General features: G+C 40.0%; 18 protein-coding genes and 3 pseudogenes. 4 read left to right on the top strand and 17 right to left on the bottom strand.

The features are described from left to right. Positions 1 to 58 precede the first annotated feature (58 nt). A complete protein-coding gene (locus tag ACDZ29_RS22495; RefSeq protein ID WP_375088710.1) occupies positions 59 to 1,411 on the bottom strand; it encodes an MFS transporter in 1,353 nt (450 codons plus the stop codon). 544 nt (positions 1,412 to 1,955) lie between these two features. Here ACDZ29_RS22495 and ACDZ29_RS22490 point away from each other — a divergent pair. The 4 genes from ACDZ29_RS22490 (at position 1,956) to ACDZ29_RS22475 (ending at position 4,851) form a co-directional block, all read left to right on the top strand. Beyond that, on the top strand, positions 1,956 to 3,026 hold the full coding sequence (locus ACDZ29_RS22490; RefSeq protein ID WP_375088709.1) for an LLM class flavin-dependent oxidoreductase: 1,071 nt from the start codon (positions 1,956 to 1,958) through the stop codon (positions 3,024 to 3,026). Between the two features lie 152 nt (positions 3,027 to 3,178). Continuing rightward, entirely contained in the window at positions 3,179 to 3,580 is a 402-nt protein-coding gene (locus ACDZ29_RS22485) for a riboflavin kinase (protein ID WP_375088708.1), read from the top strand. Between the two features lie 43 nt (positions 3,581 to 3,623). Continuing rightward, positions 3,624 to 3,911 (top strand): hypothetical protein, encoded by a 288-nt coding sequence (locus tag ACDZ29_RS22480; RefSeq protein WP_375088707.1) that lies wholly within the window; start codon positions 3,624 to 3,626, stop codon positions 3,909 to 3,911. Positions 3,912 to 4,086: 175 nt separating this feature from the next. After that, entirely contained in the window at positions 4,087 to 4,851 is a 765-nt protein-coding gene (locus tag ACDZ29_RS22475) for an IclR family transcriptional regulator (RefSeq protein ID WP_375088706.1), read from the top strand. Positions 4,852 to 5,138: 287 nt separating this feature from the next. Here ACDZ29_RS22475 and ACDZ29_RS22470 read toward each other — a convergent pair whose 3' ends face one another. From ACDZ29_RS22470 to ACDZ29_RS22395, 16 genes and pseudogenes are all read right to left on the bottom strand, one after another. Beyond that, on the bottom strand, positions 5,139 to 5,354 hold the full coding sequence (locus ACDZ29_RS22470) for a dihydrofolate reductase family protein (protein WP_375091202.1): 216 nt from the start codon (positions 5,352 to 5,354) through the stop codon (positions 5,139 to 5,141). Beyond that, a pseudogene (locus ACDZ29_RS22465) lies at positions 5,328 to 5,671 on the bottom strand (bifunctional diaminohydroxyphosphoribosylaminopyrimidine deaminase/5-amino-6-(5-phosphoribosylamino)uracil reductase RibD); the annotation flags it as partial. The gene ACDZ29_RS22470 and the pseudogene ACDZ29_RS22465, both read right to left, overlap by 27 nt. A gap of 13 nt (positions 5,672 to 5,684) precedes the next feature. After that, a pseudogene (locus ACDZ29_RS22460) lies at positions 5,685 to 5,795 on the bottom strand (GTP cyclohydrolase); the annotation flags it as partial. 275 nt (positions 5,796 to 6,070) lie between these two features. Beyond that, on the bottom strand, positions 6,071 to 6,799 hold the full coding sequence (locus ACDZ29_RS22455; protein ID WP_375088705.1) for a DNA-methyltransferase: 729 nt from the start codon (positions 6,797 to 6,799) through the stop codon (positions 6,071 to 6,073). Positions 6,800 to 7,670: 871 nt separating this feature from the next. Next, positions 7,671 to 8,084: pseudogene (locus tag ACDZ29_RS22450) on the bottom strand (cysteine hydrolase family protein); the annotation flags it as partial. A gap of 14 nt (positions 8,085 to 8,098) precedes the next feature. After that, on the bottom strand, positions 8,099 to 8,863 hold the full coding sequence (locus tag ACDZ29_RS22445) for an NUDIX domain-containing protein (RefSeq protein WP_375088704.1): 765 nt from the start codon (positions 8,861 to 8,863) through the stop codon (positions 8,099 to 8,101). Positions 8,864 to 9,056: 193 nt separating this feature from the next. Further along, positions 9,057 to 10,586, bottom strand: coding sequence for an acyl-CoA carboxylase subunit beta (locus tag ACDZ29_RS22440; protein ID WP_289324926.1), 1,530 nt, complete (start codon positions 10,584 to 10,586; stop codon positions 9,057 to 9,059). A 23-nt stretch (positions 10,587 to 10,609) separates the two neighbouring features. Beyond that, positions 10,610 to 11,392: an enoyl-CoA hydratase gene (locus ACDZ29_RS22435; RefSeq protein ID WP_375088703.1), complete on the bottom strand. Its 783-nt coding sequence runs from the start codon at positions 11,390 to 11,392 to the stop codon at positions 10,610 to 10,612. Between the two features lie 10 nt (positions 11,393 to 11,402). Continuing rightward, positions 11,403 to 12,311: a hydroxymethylglutaryl-CoA lyase gene (locus ACDZ29_RS22430; RefSeq protein WP_289324924.1), complete on the bottom strand. Its 909-nt coding sequence runs from the start codon at positions 12,309 to 12,311 to the stop codon at positions 11,403 to 11,405. 17 nt (positions 12,312 to 12,328) lie between these two features. After that, the gene (locus tag ACDZ29_RS22425) at positions 12,329 to 12,541 is read right to left on the bottom strand and encodes an acetyl-CoA carboxylase biotin carboxyl carrier protein subunit (RefSeq protein WP_289316554.1); all 213 of its coding nucleotides are present in this window, start codon (positions 12,539 to 12,541) and stop codon (positions 12,329 to 12,331) included. A 40-nt stretch (positions 12,542 to 12,581) separates the two neighbouring features. After that, entirely contained in the window at positions 12,582 to 13,931 is a 1,350-nt protein-coding gene (locus ACDZ29_RS22420) for an acetyl-CoA carboxylase biotin carboxylase subunit (RefSeq protein ID WP_375088702.1), read from the bottom strand. A gap of 12 nt (positions 13,932 to 13,943) precedes the next feature. Then, positions 13,944 to 15,581 (bottom strand): AMP-binding protein, encoded by a 1,638-nt coding sequence (locus ACDZ29_RS22415; protein ID WP_375091201.1) that lies wholly within the window; start codon positions 15,579 to 15,581, stop codon positions 13,944 to 13,946. Between the two features lie 123 nt (positions 15,582 to 15,704). Beyond that, positions 15,705 to 16,847 carry an acyl-CoA dehydrogenase gene (locus tag ACDZ29_RS22410; protein ID WP_375088701.1) on the bottom strand — a complete coding sequence of 381 codons (1,143 nt, stop codon included), beginning with the start codon at positions 16,845 to 16,847 and terminating at the stop codon, positions 15,705 to 15,707. 60 nt (positions 16,848 to 16,907) lie between these two features. Further along, complete coding sequence (locus tag ACDZ29_RS22405; RefSeq protein ID WP_375088700.1) at positions 16,908 to 17,504, bottom strand: TetR/AcrR family transcriptional regulator; 597 nt, start codon at positions 17,502 to 17,504, stop codon at positions 16,908 to 16,910. Between the two features lie 259 nt (positions 17,505 to 17,763). Continuing rightward, positions 17,764 to 18,525 carry a hypothetical protein gene (locus ACDZ29_RS22400; RefSeq protein WP_375088699.1) on the bottom strand — a complete coding sequence of 254 codons (762 nt, stop codon included), beginning with the start codon at positions 18,523 to 18,525 and terminating at the stop codon, positions 17,764 to 17,766. Between the two features lie 28 nt (positions 18,526 to 18,553). Next, positions 18,554 to 19,600 (bottom strand): cytochrome d ubiquinol oxidase subunit II, encoded by a 1,047-nt coding sequence (locus ACDZ29_RS22395; protein ID WP_375088698.1) that lies wholly within the window; start codon positions 19,598 to 19,600, stop codon positions 18,554 to 18,556.

The following is a 19,600-nucleotide window of genomic DNA, read 5'->3' as shown; positions in this document are numbered from 1 at the left end:
TTTGTCACAATATCTTTGAACTTCATTATGTTTTACATACTTAACGTGAACATTTCACCTATTGAACATCACTTGTCAGACTTTCTTCCTTTAGATATCTTTCTCTTGCTTTACTGGATGAATAACTTTCTTGAACAAAGCATAAAGCCAGCGCCCCAAGGATTCCAGGAATCGCAAATACAAGGAAGTTTTGATAAAAAGGTAGATTCATTGTAAGAAGAACCCCACCAATTAGCGGACCAGAAATAGCTCCTAACCGACCAATTCCCAATGCCCACCCAAGCCCGCTTGAACGCATTTCTGTCGGGTAATATTGTGAAATATAGGCGTTAGTAATAATTTGGGTTCCAATTGTAGAAGCTCCAGCAAACGCTACAAGAACATATACTAAAACGATGTTGTTTACCAATCCAAGTAGAGTTAAAGAAACACCTGCTAAAGTAAAAAATATCAGCAAGACAGCCTTTGGACTCCATTTGTCAGCTAGCCGACCACCAAAAACAGCACCAAAAATTGCACCGAAATTTAACACGAATAAAAACATTAACCCCGATACAGACAATCCAGCGCTGTCCATTAATTTTGGCAACCAAGTATTTAGCCCGTAAATCATTAATAGGCACATAAAGAAACAAATCCAAAACATAATCGTACTTAATGCTCTTCCGCTTTTAAACAACTTAATCACAGGTGCTCCTGCTTCTTCCGTTTTCATCTGTTCAAACGTTTGATTTTCACGGTAAGTAAAGGTTGGATTTACTTTTGTTAATATCTTTCCAATTTTATTCGATTCGTTTTTGTTTAGTAAAAACCTTGGTGACTCAGGTAAGGTTTTATACATTAAGGGAAGTAATAATAGAGGAAAAGCTCCTACAAAGAATAAAGATCTCCACCCGAATTGCCCCAACATGATGATGGCGAGCCCTGCAGCCAGCATACCACCTATCGAATATCCACTAAACATAATGGAAACCAATGTGCTTTTGAGTGACCTTGGCGAATATTCCGTCATTAGCGCTATCGCATTGGGCATAACACCGCCCAATCCAAGCCCAGCTATAAATCGATAGATACCAAACTCGAGTGAATTATTTGATATTCCAATAAGTCCAGTGAACAAACTGAAAAGAGCGATACAGAATAAAATAACACTTTTTCTCCCTATTTTATCTGCCAAAGGACCAAAGATAAGAGCTCCAAGCATCATGCCTATTAAGGCAGCACTTCCTAATGCCCCAGCCTGGTTAGGGGTTAAAGACCATTCCTTCATTAGTGATGGAAGAACAGATCCGTAAATGACTAGATCGTACCCATCAAATACGATAATAAACGCACACCAAAATAATACCAATCCATGGAAGTGATTAAATTTTGATTGATCAATCATGGTTCCCACATTTATTGAGTTCATAGACATCCCCCATTTTCTCACTATAGTAGAAATACAATATTTTAGGTTTTATTAAATTGTTGAAAATAATGTTCGTATCAATTCTTTTAATTTACCCCTCCTTTTTGGCAGCGTTTTCATATTTCAACAGCATCACTCCTCTCTGTTATGTTTACTGAAATTACACATTAGAGGTAAATAACAAACCTAAGCAACTTCACTCTTTATTAATTTTCAGAAAAGTATAACTAATCAATAATGATTAGCAAATGTTATTTCTGTTGTGAACAAATAACCTTATGAGGAAAAGGTGAATATTACTATTATTTATATATTTGTTCACAAATAGTGAATTCCGTTTACCATTTGCGTTTTCATAGATACATAATAAATCAATATTCCTCTATCTGTAAATAAAAATTTCAAAAAAAATCCAGAAAATATTTAGCGGAAAATTCAGAAAACTATTTACAAGTTTATAGAGATTCTGATATGTTGATAAAGAAATAACTATTAGTGAATATAGTTCACCATTAGTTAACAAATTATAATGAGGTGGAAAATTATGAAAATAGGCTACTTTACTCTTACTGACAATCCAATCGAGTATGGGAACACAAGAAAAGACCCTAATCAAATGATTTTAGATTTAGCAGAACAATGTATTTATGCAGAAGATCTAGGATTTAACTCTGTTTGGGTTCCAGAACATCACTTCAGTGCTTTAGGAGTTTTACCTTCACCCTCCATGTTTCTTGGGCATATCGCTGCAAAAACAAAACGCATTAAATTAGCTCCTGCAACTGTATTGCTTCCTGCAAGCCATCCGATCCGCATGGCTGAGGAGTATGCTTTACTAGATTTGTTAAGTGATGGAAGAGCCATCTTCTCTGCAGGTCGTGGGTATGATAAACGTGAGTATGATGTATTTGGGATTGACTTTAATAAAAGTCGGGAAATTTTCTTTGAAGGCTTAGATATTATTCAAAAAGCTTGGAAACAGGGCACTCTATCTCATCAAGGAAATCATTTCTCTTTTCCAGAGATTGAATTAACTCCTAAACCAGTTCAAGATCATCTGCCTATTTATGTAGCCGCTTTCAGTGAGCCGTCTATTACAAAAGCTGCTGAAATGGGAGAACATGTTATCTTCGCTCCGTTTGCTGCTAATATGGTTTTCGGAACGATGGAGAATGCAATTAATACGTTTAATGATATCTCTAAAAAACACGGATTCACTGATAAAAAGGCAAGTTGTTCTTACTTTATTAATGTGACAGAAACTAAAGAAGAAGCAGAACGCTCTAAACAAAGGATGTTAAAATACTTTACTGGTTTAGTTCCTGCTTTCCCTGAAGATCCATCTACAGCTCCGCCAAATATTCGTTATTTTGCAGAAATCGTGGAGAATCTTAAGACAATGACCACGGATAGTTTAAGTGATAAGAGTATCATCGTTGGTGATGCGGAATATGTGACAGAGAAATTGAAGGAAATTGAAAAAACTGGATTAGATGAGGTTATCTTATACTTCGATTTTGGAGGTTTATCTCATAGAGAAACCATGCAAGCTATGGAACGGTTTGCTAAGGGTGTTATGCCTCATTTTAAGCAAGAAGAAGCTTTAGTTAAGTAATTCCAAAAAGGAGAAAAACGTAGTTACCTACGTTTTTCTCTCTTACCTAGATAGTGCCTTAAAGTAGCTGACTAAAATGCTGAATTAGTTGGCTACTTTAGGGTATTTGGCACCAAATAAATGATCTAAATTATAAGATTGTAGGTGAAATGATGAAAGTACTAGACAGCTATACACAAACCATTTTAAGGGGCGAGGTCATCCACGGACGACAAATTGGAAGAACCATTGGATTTCCAACAGCCAATCTCCATGTCAACTCAGAAGTTGAATCCTACCTTCCAAAAGGGGTTTACGGGGTTAAAGTTCATCATGACAATACGTATTATAACGGGGTAATGAACATTGGCATGAGGCCAACCTTCAAAGATAAAAAGGAAGCGCTTTCCTTCGAAGTGCATATCCTCCATTTCAATCAAGAAATTTATGGAGAACAATTAAAGGTAGACATTTTATTTTTCATTCGTGAAGAACAAACATTTAATTCAATTGATCAGTTGGTCCAACAGTTAAACCTTGATATTGAACAAGCAAATAAGCAATTTCTTCATTAAGAATAAATAGCTTGTTAGTTGACATGTTGAAGGAGTGTTTAGGATGAAATTTAAATCTGAAGAAATATTAAATCTGCCGGATTTACTTTTTTCAAAGCTTTGTGAGGATCATTTTTACATTAATAAAGGGGTGTACAATACCATAGATCGTTGGTTTTATGAACAAGGAGTAAGCCACATAGTAAATCGGCGAAAAGTCGTACTTTCTTTTTGTCAAAGCTATTGTATAGCTGGAAATGAGAAAGTAAAGTTCGGTCCCGGAGGACTAACGATAAAACTGAATCTTTTTTGGGCAAAACATGTGCAACAATTCGATCATCAGGCGATTTAAAAAATGTTAGTAAAGCAACGAAAATTATATATTTACCTTCTCTATATCTTGATATTTATTATATACTGTTTTTTAGAGAGATTAGCAAAACTTACAGGCTCACCATCAATGAAATATGATTATGTCTGTAGATTGACCTAACTCAATAGGACGAGTAGAGAGAAGGCGACTAATCATGTTGGAGGAAGAAACAAAAAGTCAAGGGATACAATCCATTGAAGTAGGTATGCACATATTAAAAATAATTGCCGAAGCAGGAAAGCCTCTTTCCATTACGGAAATAGCGATATTATGCGACACATCAAAAAGTAAGCTACACCGTTACTTAACCAGTTTTGTTAGAACTGGAATGTTGGAAAAGAATCAGGATGCGAAATATATACTTGGAACGGAAATCATCAGGCTAGGATTAAAAGCCTCACAAAAGCTAAAGGTTACAGAAATTGTTGCTCCACATTTAATGTATTTAAAAGAAGCCTTGAATGAAACAGTCGCACTTGCTGTTTGGGGGCAAAATGGTCCATTTTTTGTTAGCTGGGAAGAAAGCAACGGACCTGTGAATATCGGTATCAAAGTTGGCTCACAGGTCAGAGTAACACAAAGTGCTGCTGGACTAGTGTTTGCCACATTCCTACCAGACAAAGTGACTGAACAAAAAATTAAACAAGAATTAAATGAGTTTTCCGTCGATTCAGAAAAATTTCAAAGTACAATTGATTTTGTCAAAGCAAATGGATACTCCTATGTAAAAGGCACTATAATTTCTGGAATAAGTGCAATAGCTTCTCCTATTTTTGATCAATCATCTAAACTAGTTGCCACACTCACAGTCGTAGGTCTTGAAAACTCATTAGATACTTCTGAAAATTCGAAAGCTGTCAATATATTAAAAGAAAGATCAGCAATGATTTCTGAATTTTTAGGTTGGAATGGTATTTAATAAGCGATGACAAGGCCACACACAATGTGAGGCCTTTTTCGTAATGGCTTTATGTTACTTTTTAAAATACAAAAGCTTCTGCGTAAAATAATAAAATGCGTATCTAGAAAAAATAAACATTGAGCTACGGCCCACTTACCTAACGGTTAAAGTGGGCCGTAGCTCATGTAAATAGTAAAAGCACATTCTCTTAAATTAATTAATGTATGCTTAATATCAAGCCCAAATCTCATCTAATAAACCCCTTATTTTTCATTTATCGAGCAAGCCATCGCTATTAGGTGTATCTACTTTTTTAAATAGACCGGGTAACCAACAAACTTGAAATCGTTCCCCACACTTTCAACCGTTACATCTGTTAACTCTACTGCCTCTCCCATTTTCTTAATTCCCGTTCCTTCTAGCAAGGTAGGGGCTTGCTGCCCGCCAATTAATTTGGGAGCAATATAGAGCACGGCTTTATCAATCAATTGACTTTCAAATCCGGCGTCTTGAAGAATCATAATGTCATTACCAGAAACAACAGGATTGGGATCAAGCGTAGCAATCACTACCTTCTGAATCCCGGCTTACAATATCTACCCGCACATGGTCCTGTTCTTCCGTGATGAGAGCAGGGCTCAAGTGTGACGTAAATGGTTCCATTCTTTGCTTGATTACCAGCCATCCGAAGGGCATGGATTTCGGCATGTGGTTCACCTCCTTTCAGATGGGCTCCCATTCCCACCATACGGTTATCATTAACAATCACAGAACCTACTAATGAATTGAGATCTGTCTGGCCTTTCATTGCTCGAGCATTTTTTATAGCTACTTCCATATAAAAATCATCATTAGTCATTTGGACAGGTCCTCTCTTCCTTTAAGTGACCTGAATGTTTTATTTTTGTCTGAAGATAATTCTCGTTAAATTCTGAAATATCCCCCCATAACGGTTGTCTGCCTGGCACTTTATAATTCCTCTGTCACGAATAGACTTTGAACATCTCCATTCATTCTATAATTTACATTACAGAACAACTGTCTTAATTATACATAAAATAATTTTCCTTAATTACCCTACTTTCCCAGATCAACATTCTTATCCAAAATAAAAACACCGCCGGAAACGGTGTTTAACTCGGATCGTTAAGATTAAAGCCTTTAGTATTCAAATTCCTAATTGTCACAAGAGGTTTAATCCGATGTCTTCAGAAGGTTTTAGCAGCAACAACACCTTTTAACTTTCCGTATCTTTATTCAAAGCAATCAATGCTCCATTAAAGTAGGTATTATCTAATTCGAATCCAATAAAATTCCGATTGAGATTTATAGCCGCCTGTCCTGTTGAACCTGATCCCATAAAACAATCTAATACTGTTTCCCCATCGTTGGTATGAGTTGCAATAATTTTTTCGAGAACAGAAACCGGCTTTTGACAAGGGTGAAATCTTACTTTCCCACTAACTATAGGTGCTTCATAATAAGCCCTATCATAATAAGAATTAAACGTTCTTTTTGTCCCTTTTGTATAGGAAATAAAATATTCTCTTGAGTTTGTCAAATAATTTACTTTCGCATTAATTGGGACCGGATTGGTTTTTTCCCAAGACCCTATTCTTGGTTGTTTCAATTTCAGATTTTCCGCAACTTTTGAAATATCATTCATTTTAAAAATATCGTAAAAAATGACCATTGATCCACCTGGAACTAGTACTCTTTTAAATTCTTGTAATAGAGAAAACCAATTTAAGCTATTCTCTTCTAAATCCCATTCACCAAATTCCATTGAAATTGAACCATATTTTTTTTGGTCACCGCCGCCACTTTTAAAATTCGTCTTTCTAGAAATAAAATATGGTGGATCCGTACAGATTAAATGAATAGAATTACTTTCAATTTTTTTTATTTCATTAAATACATCGCCATTTATCAATTTCAATTCTCCTGCTGATTTACTTACAGTCATTTTATTTATCCCCATTCTTGATTTAATTCTCTTAGTTGACTAAGGTGTTTGAATTAAATCCGATTTGTATAATATAAAACTAGGGGAGACTTAACCTTTTTTAATAAAATTATTATTTTTCACAAAAACATCATAAAAATAGCCTAATTAGGGCGTTTTAAGTCTTTATAACTTTACTCTAAAAAAATCAAAACGAAAAAAGCCACCATTAATTGGCAGCTTAATCTATAATGTATCCCTTTTGGGAATAAAGTATGGATATTAAATGTAGAACGTATTCAGCATGTTTTAATAGATTTGGAGTCCGGATAATTATTGTGGACATAATATTTTAGGGGTTCACTAACAAATCTTGGAGATAGCATCTGTCATTTTCATGCTTAAAGGGTGAGCAAGAACAATTAGCGTATAACTGAAATTCAATATTCATATATTGGTGGGATAGAACGTGGCGAGAGGAATGTATCATTTAGAAAATTTTGAAAAAAAACTAAACTTATCATCATCTGTCTTTTTTAATATTCCAGCATCCTCTAATGTTATAGAGATTGTAATACCCTATAAGAACTTAATCTATAGCTTGGATTGAAGCGTTTACCGTTGCCGCTTAGGAACCATATTCTCTCTAACTACAATAAATATATGTACAATTCCTTTCGTTAACGTATACTACTGTTATCCCACTACTACTACAACTCTACTACAACATGGATTTTTTGGGTGCACATGTTGTAGTAGAAAACAGGGTCTGTTATGAGTCATTTATTACTAACGATATGACTTCAAATTCTAATAAATTTTTATTGAAGTATACACCCTGAAAACCCCTACTATATAAGGGTTTGAACAAATATCCGATTCCTAGTATTCATAAACAGATATCTGTACAAACCCCGACTAAATATACATCAGTAATGTGGCGTTCCCTTAGGCGGATATCTAGGTCCGTTCCTGCAAATGCCGAATAACGCGTTTTATCTATATAATGAACATTCTTTTGATTTTTATTTGTTTCATACTCTTCTTTTAACGCCCCATATAGGTCTCTATCCATTGTACCGCTAATATTATGCGGTGGAAACAAATTCGATTCAGGATGTAAGCGGTCTCCTTCTTCATGTAAGTCAATCGCGAAGACTGTGTATTCGCCTTGTTTGATAAATTCCTTTGTTATGCTGACAAGTGCCTTCTCGATATCCTGGCCTGGCTTCCCGCAGGTCAATGAACCCCCGTCTGCCACAAAGTCATACGTATAATCGATATTGATCAATGCCTTTTTACCCATTTCACTATTCCCCCTTAGTAATAAATAGAGTCCATGACAACCTCTGCATTAAATCGGTAAAGTTGTGAAGGCCGATATGAATTACGTTTCGTTTTCTTCTGCATACCCTTTTCATCCAAGACTTTCTCCAAGAACGGGAGTTTAGGGGCTTTAGCATAAAAAAGTGAGTCTGCGCTGATTTTTGCATCATCTCTAGCTGTCAGCAAAACCCGTTGCAGTTCAGAAAGAGTAAATTCATCCGGCAGGAATTTTTGGGCTATCGTCGTTTGCACCATTTCTTTTTTCATTAAGTTCATCGCATCGTTAATGATTGTATGATGATCAAATGCAAGCTCTAATCGTAAGGCTTCCTGTATCGTGAACAATTCAACCTCGGCTGCATCGTCATTCGCTTTTCTTTGATGAAGATACTCTTCCTGGACAATTGCATAAAAAGCATTGGATATGATCCATCCCCTGGGATCGCGTCCTGGCCGGTCATAGACCCCGAAATGCTTGACATGGAATCCAGCTACGCCCGTTTCTTCTTTTAATTCTCGTTTAGCTGCTTCATAGGCAGTCTCGAAAGCATTGACAAAGCCTCCGGGCAAAGCCCATTTATCTCCTTCGACATTTGGGCGTCCTTCTTTATCTTTTGTTGCGCGTTTGATTAATAATAGCTTCAAAAACATTTCAGGCGGGGCTTTCTCTGCCGTTTTCTTCGAAGTTATAGTAAAGATCGCAATATCAGCTGTGTATCCATCTGGAGTAATATATTTCTTTTTTTCCTGCTGAACCATGGCAACTCTCACTTTCTTTCACTAAGTATGGGATCAAGTAATTAGTAAATCATTAATTACTAATTATAGTACTCTTCCTTGTGTGATTTAGCAACTCTAAATGGAAAAAATTTTTCTTATTATTTGAAAAGTCATTTATTTTAACACAAGATAAAAAGCCCGGTCATCATGACCGGGCTTTTTTTTGAATTAATTAGACTGGATAGACTCCATGTTTACGATCGGTGAATGTCAATTGTTTACTGCTATATGCTTCAAACCTGGCGCACAATTCATCACGCAGGTCATTTGGCTGGATGATGCCATCAACAATCATCTCGGAGGCTAAGCGGTAGATATCAATGTCTTCATTGTATTCATTGCGCTTCTGTTCGATGAATGCCGGGCGCTCTTCTGGTTCCATCGCATTGATTTTATTGGCATAGACTGCATTGACCGCAGCTTCTGCCCCCATGACCGCAATCAATGCCGTCGGTAAGGCAAGAACGCAGTCCGGTTCAAAAGCGGGACCGGCCATCGCATAAAGTCCAGCCCCATAAGCCTTACGGACAATGACTGAAATTTTTGGGACCGTGGCTTCACTCATGGCCGATATCATTTTCGCACCATGGCGAATGATGCCTGCCCGTTCGACCTTCGTCCCAATCATGAATCCAGGAATATCCACCAGGAACAACAACGGTATATGGAAAGCATCACATAAATTGATGAACTTGGCTGCCTTATCGGCTGAATCATGGAACAGGACGCCGCCCTTGACTCGCGGCTGATTGGCAATGATCCCGATTGTTTGCCCATTTAGCCTTGCAAGCCCAGTAATTAATTCAGGAGCAAATAGCTTCTTGATTTCACAAAACGATTGCCTGTCTATGATTCTATCGATCAGGTCATACATATTAAAGGCTGCATTCTGATTTTTTGGAATCAGTTCTTCCAATGTTTTTTCGAAATCCGCAGGCAGCTCAGGCTTTGTGGCTTTAGGCTTTTCTTGATAATTTCCTGGAAAATAGCTTAAGTAACGGCGTGCAAACGCGATGGATTCTTCTTCCGACTTAACAAGCACATCCCCGCACCCTGAAACAGAACAGTGCATTTTCGCCCCGCCCATTTCCTCTTCGCTCACCTTTTCGCCAATGACCATTTCTGCCATTCTCGGTGAACCTAAGTACATGGATGCATTTCCCTCAACCATTACGACAATGTCACAAAAAGCTGGAATATATGCCCCACCCGCCGCAGACGGACCGAACAATAGACAAATTTGCGGGACTTTTCCCGATAACTTCACTTGGTTGTAAAAGATTCGTCCTGCACCGCGGCGTCCCGGAAACATTTCTACCTGATCCGTGATTCGAGCACCGGCAGAATCGACTAAATAAAGGAGGGGCAACTGTAATTTATCAGCTGTTTCCTGAATGCGAATGATTTTCTCGACTGTCCTTGCTCCCCAGGAACCGGCCTTTACCGTCGAATCATTGGCCATGACACAGACCCTCTGACCATTGATTTTCCCGATACCTGTAACTACACCATCTGCGGGAAGGCCATCACTGGAACAATTCGCAAAGAAAGCGTCCTCTATTTCGACCCCTTCATCGAATAGAAGCTCTAGCCGTTCACGTACGAAAAGCTTTCCTTTTTCAGCATTTTTTTGATGATATTTTTCTAAACCGCCTTTTTTAATCGTTTCAACCGTTTCGGTTAGTTTATCCGTCGTTACCATTCATGTTCCTCCTTCAATTGAAATCATTTACCCGTAAATACCGGTTTGCGCTTTTCCTTGAATGCTGACAGACCCTCTAGTCGGTCGCGGGTTTTTAAGGTTGTCTGATAGCAGTCTTTTTCAATTTGCAATCCTGTGTTCAAGTCGGTATCAGCCCCTTGATTGATCGCCGCTTTTGCTGCCCTGAGTGCTAATGGGGCATTGCCCGCAATTTCCCCAGCCAGTTTTTTCGCTTCCTTAAGTAATTGTTGGGGCGGATATACATGACTGATGATTTTCAAGGCATGTGCTGCTTTTGCGTCCAATCTCCTTGCTGTATAAATCAGTTCTTTAGCTGTAGGTATTCCGACTATTCGCGGCAGGCGCTGAGTACCGCCGGCGCCCGGGATGATTCCTAATGCCGTTTCCGTCAGTCCCACCTTTGCCGTTTCCGATGCGATGCGTATGTCACAAGCTAGAGCCAACTCCAGCCCTCCGCCAAAAGCCGAGCCGTTAATTGCAGCGATGACTGGGACTGGAAGGTTTTCTACAGCCGTAATCGTCTCACCGATCAGCTTGACTGTTTCCTTGACTTTATCATCATTCATCCCAGCTCGTTCCTTAAGGTCAGCACCTGCACAAAACGCCTTATCCCCTGCTCCCGTTAATATGACGGTTCGTAAATTGGAATCCCTTTTCAGTTCATCCAACCCTTCGATTAAGCAATGAAGCAATTCCGTGGATAATGCATTGGCAGCATCCGGACGATTCAAAGTCACGATGGCAATTCCCTTTTCCTCATGACTGATCTCAACTAATGAAGTCATAAATTCCACCTCAATTTTCTTTTTCCGCGTTATATACAGCCATTTGATGGCTAGGCAATGGCTTTTCCAAAAAGCTTTGCATCATGGTCGCAGCCTTAGTTAGTTTTTCTTGATTGATTCCCGTGTGTATTCCCATATTATGAAGCATATGAATCAGGTCATCCGTTGCCACATTGCCGCTCGCACCTGGTGCATACGGGCATCCCCCTAAACCACCGAGCGAAGAGTCGAAAGTGACCACTCCATAATTCAGTGATTCGAGTACATTAGCGAGTGCCATGCCCCTTGTATCATGAAAATGGAGGGCAATTTGGCTGATATCATATCGTTTAACAGCCTGTTCAAGGAACAAGGCAACCTGTCTTGGAGATGCAACCCCGATGGTATCACCCAATGAGACCTCATTGATCCCGTATTCAAAAAGTTGATCACAAACACGGAAAACCTGTTCGGTTGAAACCTCCCCTTCATAAGGACAGCCGAAAACGGTTGAAACATAACCCCTAACCGTTTTCCCGCTTTTTGCTGCTGTCCCGATGACATCCTTCAATACTGGAAAGGTATCGGAAATCGATTTATTGATATTTTTAAGATTATGAGTTTCACTGGATGACATGAACACTGAAATTTCATCGATATTAGCCTCAAGCGCCGACTCAAGTCCCCTTTGATTGGGTACAAGGGCAGCATAAGTGATACCGGGATTGCGCTTAATTCCCTTAGCCACCTCAACGGCATCACTCAATTGAGGAATCCACTTTGGATGTACAAAAGAAGTGACTTCTATATAAGATAGTCCTGTATCAGAAAGATGGTCGATCCAATCGATTTTGCTTCGCGTAGGTATGATGACCTTTTCATTTTGTAGCCCATCACGCGGACCGACTTCCTTAATTATCACCTTTTCGGGCCAATTCATCTTACCCCTCCGTCCCTTTATTCAATGACGGCCAATACATCGCCCTCATTTACAAAATCCCCCTCATTCACTTTAAGTTCTTTGATGGTGCCGGCATCCTCAGCTCCAATCGGGATTTCCATTTTCATGGATTCCAAGATAATGATATCCTGTCCCTCGGTTACACTTTGCCCCTCGTTCGCTACGATCTTCCAAACGCTTCCTGCCATGCTCGCCTTTAATTCTGCCATCTTATATTCCCCCAGATCATTAATGTTTTAAAAATATGCGTTATACAGTCAATTTTTTAATATATTTCCCAATGAAATCCGTAGTCGTATCCCCTTGGGAAAAAGCTTCATGAGAAATTATTTCCCTCAGCAATGGAAGGTTTGTTTTAATTCCTTCTATGTTATAGCTTTCCAGCGCTTCTCTTAATCTCTCGATTGCTTTATCCCTCGAATCGCCGCTCGCTACCAATTTGGCGATCATCGGATCATAGAAATGCGAGACGACGGAAGTTCCATGAACCGCCAATTCATGACGGATCCCCTCACCTTCTGGAAGTTCCATGCTGGTGATTTTCCCCGGTGCTGGGTAAAAGGTTTTCGGATCTTCAGCATATATGCGCACTTCAATGGAGTGTCCATCCTTTTTAATCTTTGCTTGTGTGAATTCCAGTTTGTTGCCTGACGCTATGTTAATTTGCTGCTCGACTAAATCCAGTCCCGTAATTTCTTCGGTGACAGGATGCTCAACCTGAAGGCGTGTATTCATTTCCAGGAAATAGAAATTTTTATCCGCATCAACTAAAAATTCGAGGGTACCCGCATTGCTATAACCAATGGATTTTACCGCTTTCACTGCAGCCATTCCCATCCTGTTTCTTGTTTCTTCGTCCAGGAAAGAAGAGGGAGCTTCTTCCACGACCTTCTGGTGACGCCTTTGAACGGAGCATTCCCTTTCCCATAAGTAAACAGCATTCCCAAAGGAATCCGCCAATACTTGAATTTCGATATGACGAGGTTTTTCTATCAATTTTTCAATGAACATATCTCCATTGCCAAAAAACAATTGGGCACGTTTTTGGTTCCCTTCGAAGGCTTTGGAAAGTTCATCTTCATCGGCAACGGCCTGCATGCCGATTCCCCCGCCGCCCGCCGCTGCTTTTAACATGACTGGATATCCAATCCTTTCGGCAACTGCTGCCGCTTCTGCACTATCAATTAATGGACGTGAAAATCCTGGAACCAATGGAAGTCCAGCTTCCTCCATCTTTTTCCTTGCCTCGACTTTATTCCCCATCTGCTGGATGACCTCTGGTTTGGGACCAATGAATATCAAGCCGGCTTCTTCGCAAGAACGGGCGAAATCTGCATTTTCACTAAGAAATCCGTAACCTGGATGAATGGCATCGACTCCGGTTTCTTTAGCGAGTTCCAAAATCTTTTCGACGTTCAAATAGCTTTCCTGTACTCTTGAACCACCCAATAAATATGCTTCATCTGCCAATCCCACAAATGGCGAATCCGAATCTGCTTCCGAATGGACGGCGACAGTAAGTATTCCCATCTTCTTGCATGTACGAATAATACGTGATGCTATTTCTCCTCTGTTTGCGATAAGAATTTTTCGAATCATTCGATATCCTCCTTATTTAGTGCGTTCCGATAGTAGGTCAAGAGTTTGTTCCCGAAGCTTATACTTTTGGATTTTTCCGGATGCAGTCATTGGATAAGCATCGGTAAATTGAAAGTATCGGGGAATTTTATGAAAAGATATTTTCCCTTTGCAATACTCAATCAATTCTTTCTCCGTAAGGGTTTCTCCCGCTTTCAAAATGATCCATGCCGCTACCTCTTCCCCATACTTTTGATCTGGAACGCCGAGTACCTGTACATCGACTATTGCAGGATGTTGATAGAGGAATTCTTCTATCTCACGGGGATATATATTTTCCCCTCCGCGAATGATCATATCTTTCAGCCGACCTGTAATCTTGCAATAACCATTTTCGTCCATCACCGCTAAATCTCCCGTATGAAGCCAGCCTTCCCGGTCAATCGCCTGCTCAGTAGCTTCCGAGTTATTATAATATCCCTTCATCACATGGTATCCCCTTGAACAAAGTTCCCCCTGTTTGCCCCGCTGGACTTCTTCCCCAGTAGCTGGATCGATAATTTTCACTTCCACTTTCGGCAAGGCCCTACCCACTGAGGAAACACGAAGTTCGATTGGGTCATCCGTTCTCGTCATCGTAATTCCTGGAGATGATTCCGTTTGACCATAAGTAATCGTAATTTCCGAGATCCCCATCTTATTCACCACACTTTTCATGACTTCGATCGGGCATGTTGAGCCTGCCATGATTCCAGTCCGCAACGAACGTAAATCATACTGGTCGAAGTCATCGAGATTAAGTTCAGCGATGAACATCGTCGGTACACCATGAAGTGCCGTACATTTTTCGGATTCAACGGCCTGAAGGACTGCGCGTGGATTGAATTCCACGATGGGCACCATTGTTGCCCCTACAGTAACAGAGGCCATCGTACCAAGGGAACAGCCGAAACAATGAAAAAACGGAACGGGGATGCAAAGCCGGTCATCCTTGGTAAGCTTCATGCATTCCGCAACATTCAATCCGTTGTTGACCAAGTTTGAATGCGTTAGCATCACACCTTTTGGAAATCCTGTCGTCCCTGATGTATATTGCATATTAATCACATCACTTGGACCCAATTCCCCCATCCTCAAGTCCAGCGACTCCTCCGAAATGAATTCGCTCCCACTAATGATTTCATCCCAGGAAAACGTGCCGGGATAACGCGTTTCGCCTAAAACGATGATATTTTTCAATTTTGGCAGTTTCTCAGATTGTAATTTTCCCGGTTCTGCATTTTTCAATTCAGGTACGATTTCATACAGCGTTTCTATATAGGAATGATCCTTATATTGTTCCATCAGGATAATCGTCGTCGAATCCGATTGCTTAAGCAGGTATTCCAGTTCACTTGTACGGTAATTAGTATTGACCGTAACCAGCACCCCGCCCATTTTCGCGGTGGAAAATTGGGATATAAGCCATTCCGGTTTATTGGACGCCCAAATGGCGATATGTTCCCCTTTTTCAATATCGAGTGACATGAACCCCCGGGCTGCCTTTCGGCAAATCTTTTCAAATTCGCGATACGAATGGCGAAGGCCAAGTTCATGGTAAACCACAGCTTCATTATCACCATACTGTTCAGCTGCCTTTTCAAGCAGTTTCCCGATAGTAACATCTAGCAAATCGGACATCATACTCCTCCTATCAAATAAAAGTAAGGATGAACGCTTTTTGCTGTATAGATAACATCTGCTTTTCACCTAAATGAACCCTAGCATCATTGTTCATTTTGCGTTCCAAAAAGATTAACAGCCTAATTGTCTGGCGATTACGATTCTTTGAATTTCGGATGTGCCTTCCCCAATTTCCAATAACTTAGCATCTCTTAAATAGCGTTCCACTTCATATTCGCGCATGTAGCCAGAACCGCCATGTATTTGAATCGCTTGATTGCTGGCACGGAACGCGGTCTCACTAGCAAAAAGCTTGGCGTATGCCGCTTCCTTTGCAAAAGGTTTTTTGTTGTCTTTTAACCATGCTGCCTTATATACCATATTCCTAGCCAATTCAATTTCCATCGCCATGTCTGCAAGCTTGAATTGAATCGCCTGGAAACTTGAAATGGATTTACCGAATTGAATGCGCTCTTTTGAAAAAGCTAAAGCCTTGTCAAAGGCTGCTTGTGCGATGCCGACGGCCAAAGCTGCAATCGAAATCCTGCCGCCATCCAGCGTGAATAAAAATTGTTTGAACCCTTTGTCTGGATCTCCCAATAAATTTTTCTTTGGCACGCGGACATTATCAAGAATGATTTCACACGTATTGGAAGCTCGAACTCCCATTTTTTCATAATTGCTATTGATCGTAAGTCCTTCTGTATCCGTTGGCACGATGAATGCAGAGATGATGTTCTTGCCCCGGGAATCCTTACCAGATACAGCGGTAACGGTGATGGTTCTTGAATAGCTGGCATTGGTTATCCATGTTTTCTCGCCATTAATCACATATTCATCACCTTCTAATACAGCAGTCGTTTTCGTACCCCCAGCATCCGAACCCGCATTGGGCTCTGTTAACCCGAATGCTGCCAGAGTTTCACCTGTCGTGATTGGAACGAGATATTTTTGCTTCTGTTCTTCGGTTCCAAAATAGTAAATTGGACTTGCCCCAAGTGAAACGGCTGCTGCATAGCTTAAGCCGGTTCCCCCGCATGCCTTGCCAATCTCTTCAACGGCAATGGCATACGAAATCGTATCTCCGCCCGAGCCGCCATATTCTTCGGGGAACGGAATTCCAAGCAACCCAAGTTTCCCCATTTTTTTGAATACATCCTCCGCAAACATCGACTTGGCATCCAATTCTATCGCAATTGGTTTAATTTCCTTTTCGGCAAATTCCCTAACCATTTCCTTAATCATCTGTTGTTCTTTTGTAAGTGAGAAATCCATTTGTTCATTCCCCTTCCTTTTAAGACCGACTAGTTGGTCTGTACAAGTCAAATTTTCTGTTTAATCCGCAACCATTTGGTTTTTCAGTAAAAATGGCTGAGTTATTTCCGCTTTCTTTTGTTTATCTGTCAATAATGCCTGGAGAATTAAATCTACGTAGATATCACCGATTTCATCGATTGTTTTTCCGCCGTCCCTTTTGTACCATTTGTAGGACCAGTTCACCATGCCCAGAATCGACATCCCGGTTATTTCAACAGGCAATTCACTGCGGAACACTCCCTTATCAATACCTTCTTTGATGACGGAAAAAATGATTTCCTTATACATTTGACGCTTTTTTTTAATTGCTTCAACATAAGGTGGCTTTAAGTAAATGCTTTCTTGATAGAAAACTGAGATGTGTGGTTTATAGAGGTCAAAAACTTTAACGAATGATTGAATGATCTTTTGCATTTTTTCTGTTGGATGGGTACTTGCTGAAATGGCTTCTTGTGCTTTTGTTAAAACATATGAAATAAAGTAATCATGAATGACAAATAAGAGCTCATCTTTGGAAGAGAAATGGTGATAAAAACCACCCTTGCTAGTTCCGCATGCCTTAACGATTTCGTTAACGGAGACACCATGAAAACCATGCTGATCGAAGAGTGTCAACGATGTTTCAATTATTTTTTCTTTTAACTCCGTAAGACTGCACCCCCTATTTGTATCCGCTTACATTCAACAACATAAAGAGTGTTGCTATGTAGTTAATTGGATTTATTTAGATTTTACCAAATATTTAAAAATTGTCAATTTTTAATTATAAACAAAAAAACAGCCCTCAAAACCAAGAGCTGTCAACTTACTTTATTTAAGTAAGATATGCCTGAACAATGATTCATTCAAATTATCCGTTTACCAATCACACTGATTATTTATTATTTTTTGCCTTGACTGGTTTTACCTGGGCTTTTACAAGCTTCCATCCATGGTTATAATTCCAGACTGATTTAATCTCAAATATCGGATCACGTTCATCGGACCCTTTCACATTTTGGATTCCCATAAGCCCCTTTCCTTTTCCCAAAACGGTCTTGAGGTCCAGTGAAGAGTATGGATCAACCAAAAGCTCGGTAGGTTCATTAAGCTTTCCATTACGATAAATGCCCAATTCATCATACGTTTGTTTTCTGGAACTGACATCAATCACCACTGGCTTTTGCCCTTCAATTCTGATTTCCGCTTTGTATCCGTCTAGAAATTGGGCCATTACGGGAACGGATGGAGGTACTTCCAATTCCTTAACTTTTCCATCTTTAAACGTATAGGCGTAACTGGTTATCAAACGGTCCTTGCCTTCCATCAAAACCGTGACCAATACATCCTGGACCCCGTCATTATTCAAGTCCGCAACCTTGAGATCAGGTTTATACCCTGCGTCAAGCGGGACACTGATTGTACGGCGATTGCTTTCAACGCTTAACTCAATTTTCTTCAGAAACTTGCTTCCTTCCTCATAAGGCAACCCCTGAATCTGGATGATGTCTATTTTCTGGTCACCTGTTACATCCCTTTTTGTTGAAATATATGTGCCATCGACCTGAAAATTCTTATCATGTGCTTCAACCGCTTGATAGCTCAAAAAGAGTGAGATGACTAAAACCGCATATTTTAGCAGATATAACTTTTTCATAGTGATAACCTCTCTTTTCCAAGATGAACTAATTTGACATTTGGCGCCGTTTGAACTTTCGACGCTGATCTTTCATGAAGATGGACCAGAAATAATAGAAACCTGGCACTAATATCGCAAAGCCCACGATATATGTGGCAAAAACGGCACGGAATGAAGTCGGGTCGGTAAATCCCGAAAGAATCGTGACATTCGGATAAATGATATAGGGTAAATGTGCGATTCCATACACATAACTGCCGATCAAATACTGAATGATAATCGCTATTACGGCGAGGCGAGGCATCCCTTTAACCTCCTGCTTAGAAAAATAGGGCAGGTACAGAGCTACCCCGCTAATGATGAAAAAGACGAGCGAGACGAGTAATAATGCAGAGTTTCTCATCATCCCTTCGTAGATCCAATACGCTTCATTTTTTAACGTGAGCATTACCAGCAGAGCCATGGCTAACATAAGCGGTCCCGTTATCATCGCATCCCTGCGGTATATTTTGTATGCTTTCATTTCATCAGCCTGTTTTGAGTAATCAGATAGGAGCAAAGATGATAAAAAAAGCGTGCTCATAATCCCAAACCCCACAAATGCATACTCATTCGGGCTCGTGAAAAGTCTCGAAAGATTCAATTCTTCATTCCCTCTCACGCCCTCGACAAATCCCAGGTGGGTGATTGGCAATACGCTGATTAATAGTCCGGGTATGATCAATCCCGTTAATCCTGATATATACGTTAACGCTTTTTCATATTTGTCTACGCTATGCGAGAAAACCAAGAAAGCACTCCTAATGCATAGCAGGACCAAAATCAGGCTCGCGGGAACGATCAAAGCTACCCCGATCGGAAAAACCGCACCTGGAAATAAACTGTAAATCGCAATGACAAGACCAACGACAAAAGTATTAGTCACCTCCCAAGTCGGTGATAAATAGCTATTCGCTATCTTCGTAGCATTCGTTTCCTCCTTTTTAATGTAAGTCATTGCCCAGAAGCCAGCGCCAAAATCCATGGAGGCCATGATGGCATAAAGAAAAATAAAGCCCCACACCAGTGTTATTGCAAGAAGAGCATCACTCAT

Origin of the sequence: Peribacillus sp. RS7, from assembly GCF_041956845.1 — a bacterium.
Classification (GTDB): Bacteria; Bacillota; Bacilli; order Bacillales; family DSM-1321; genus Peribacillus.
The sequence above is the reverse complement of the archived record's forward strand: the minus strand, read 5'-3'. Positions and strand labels throughout refer to the sequence as shown.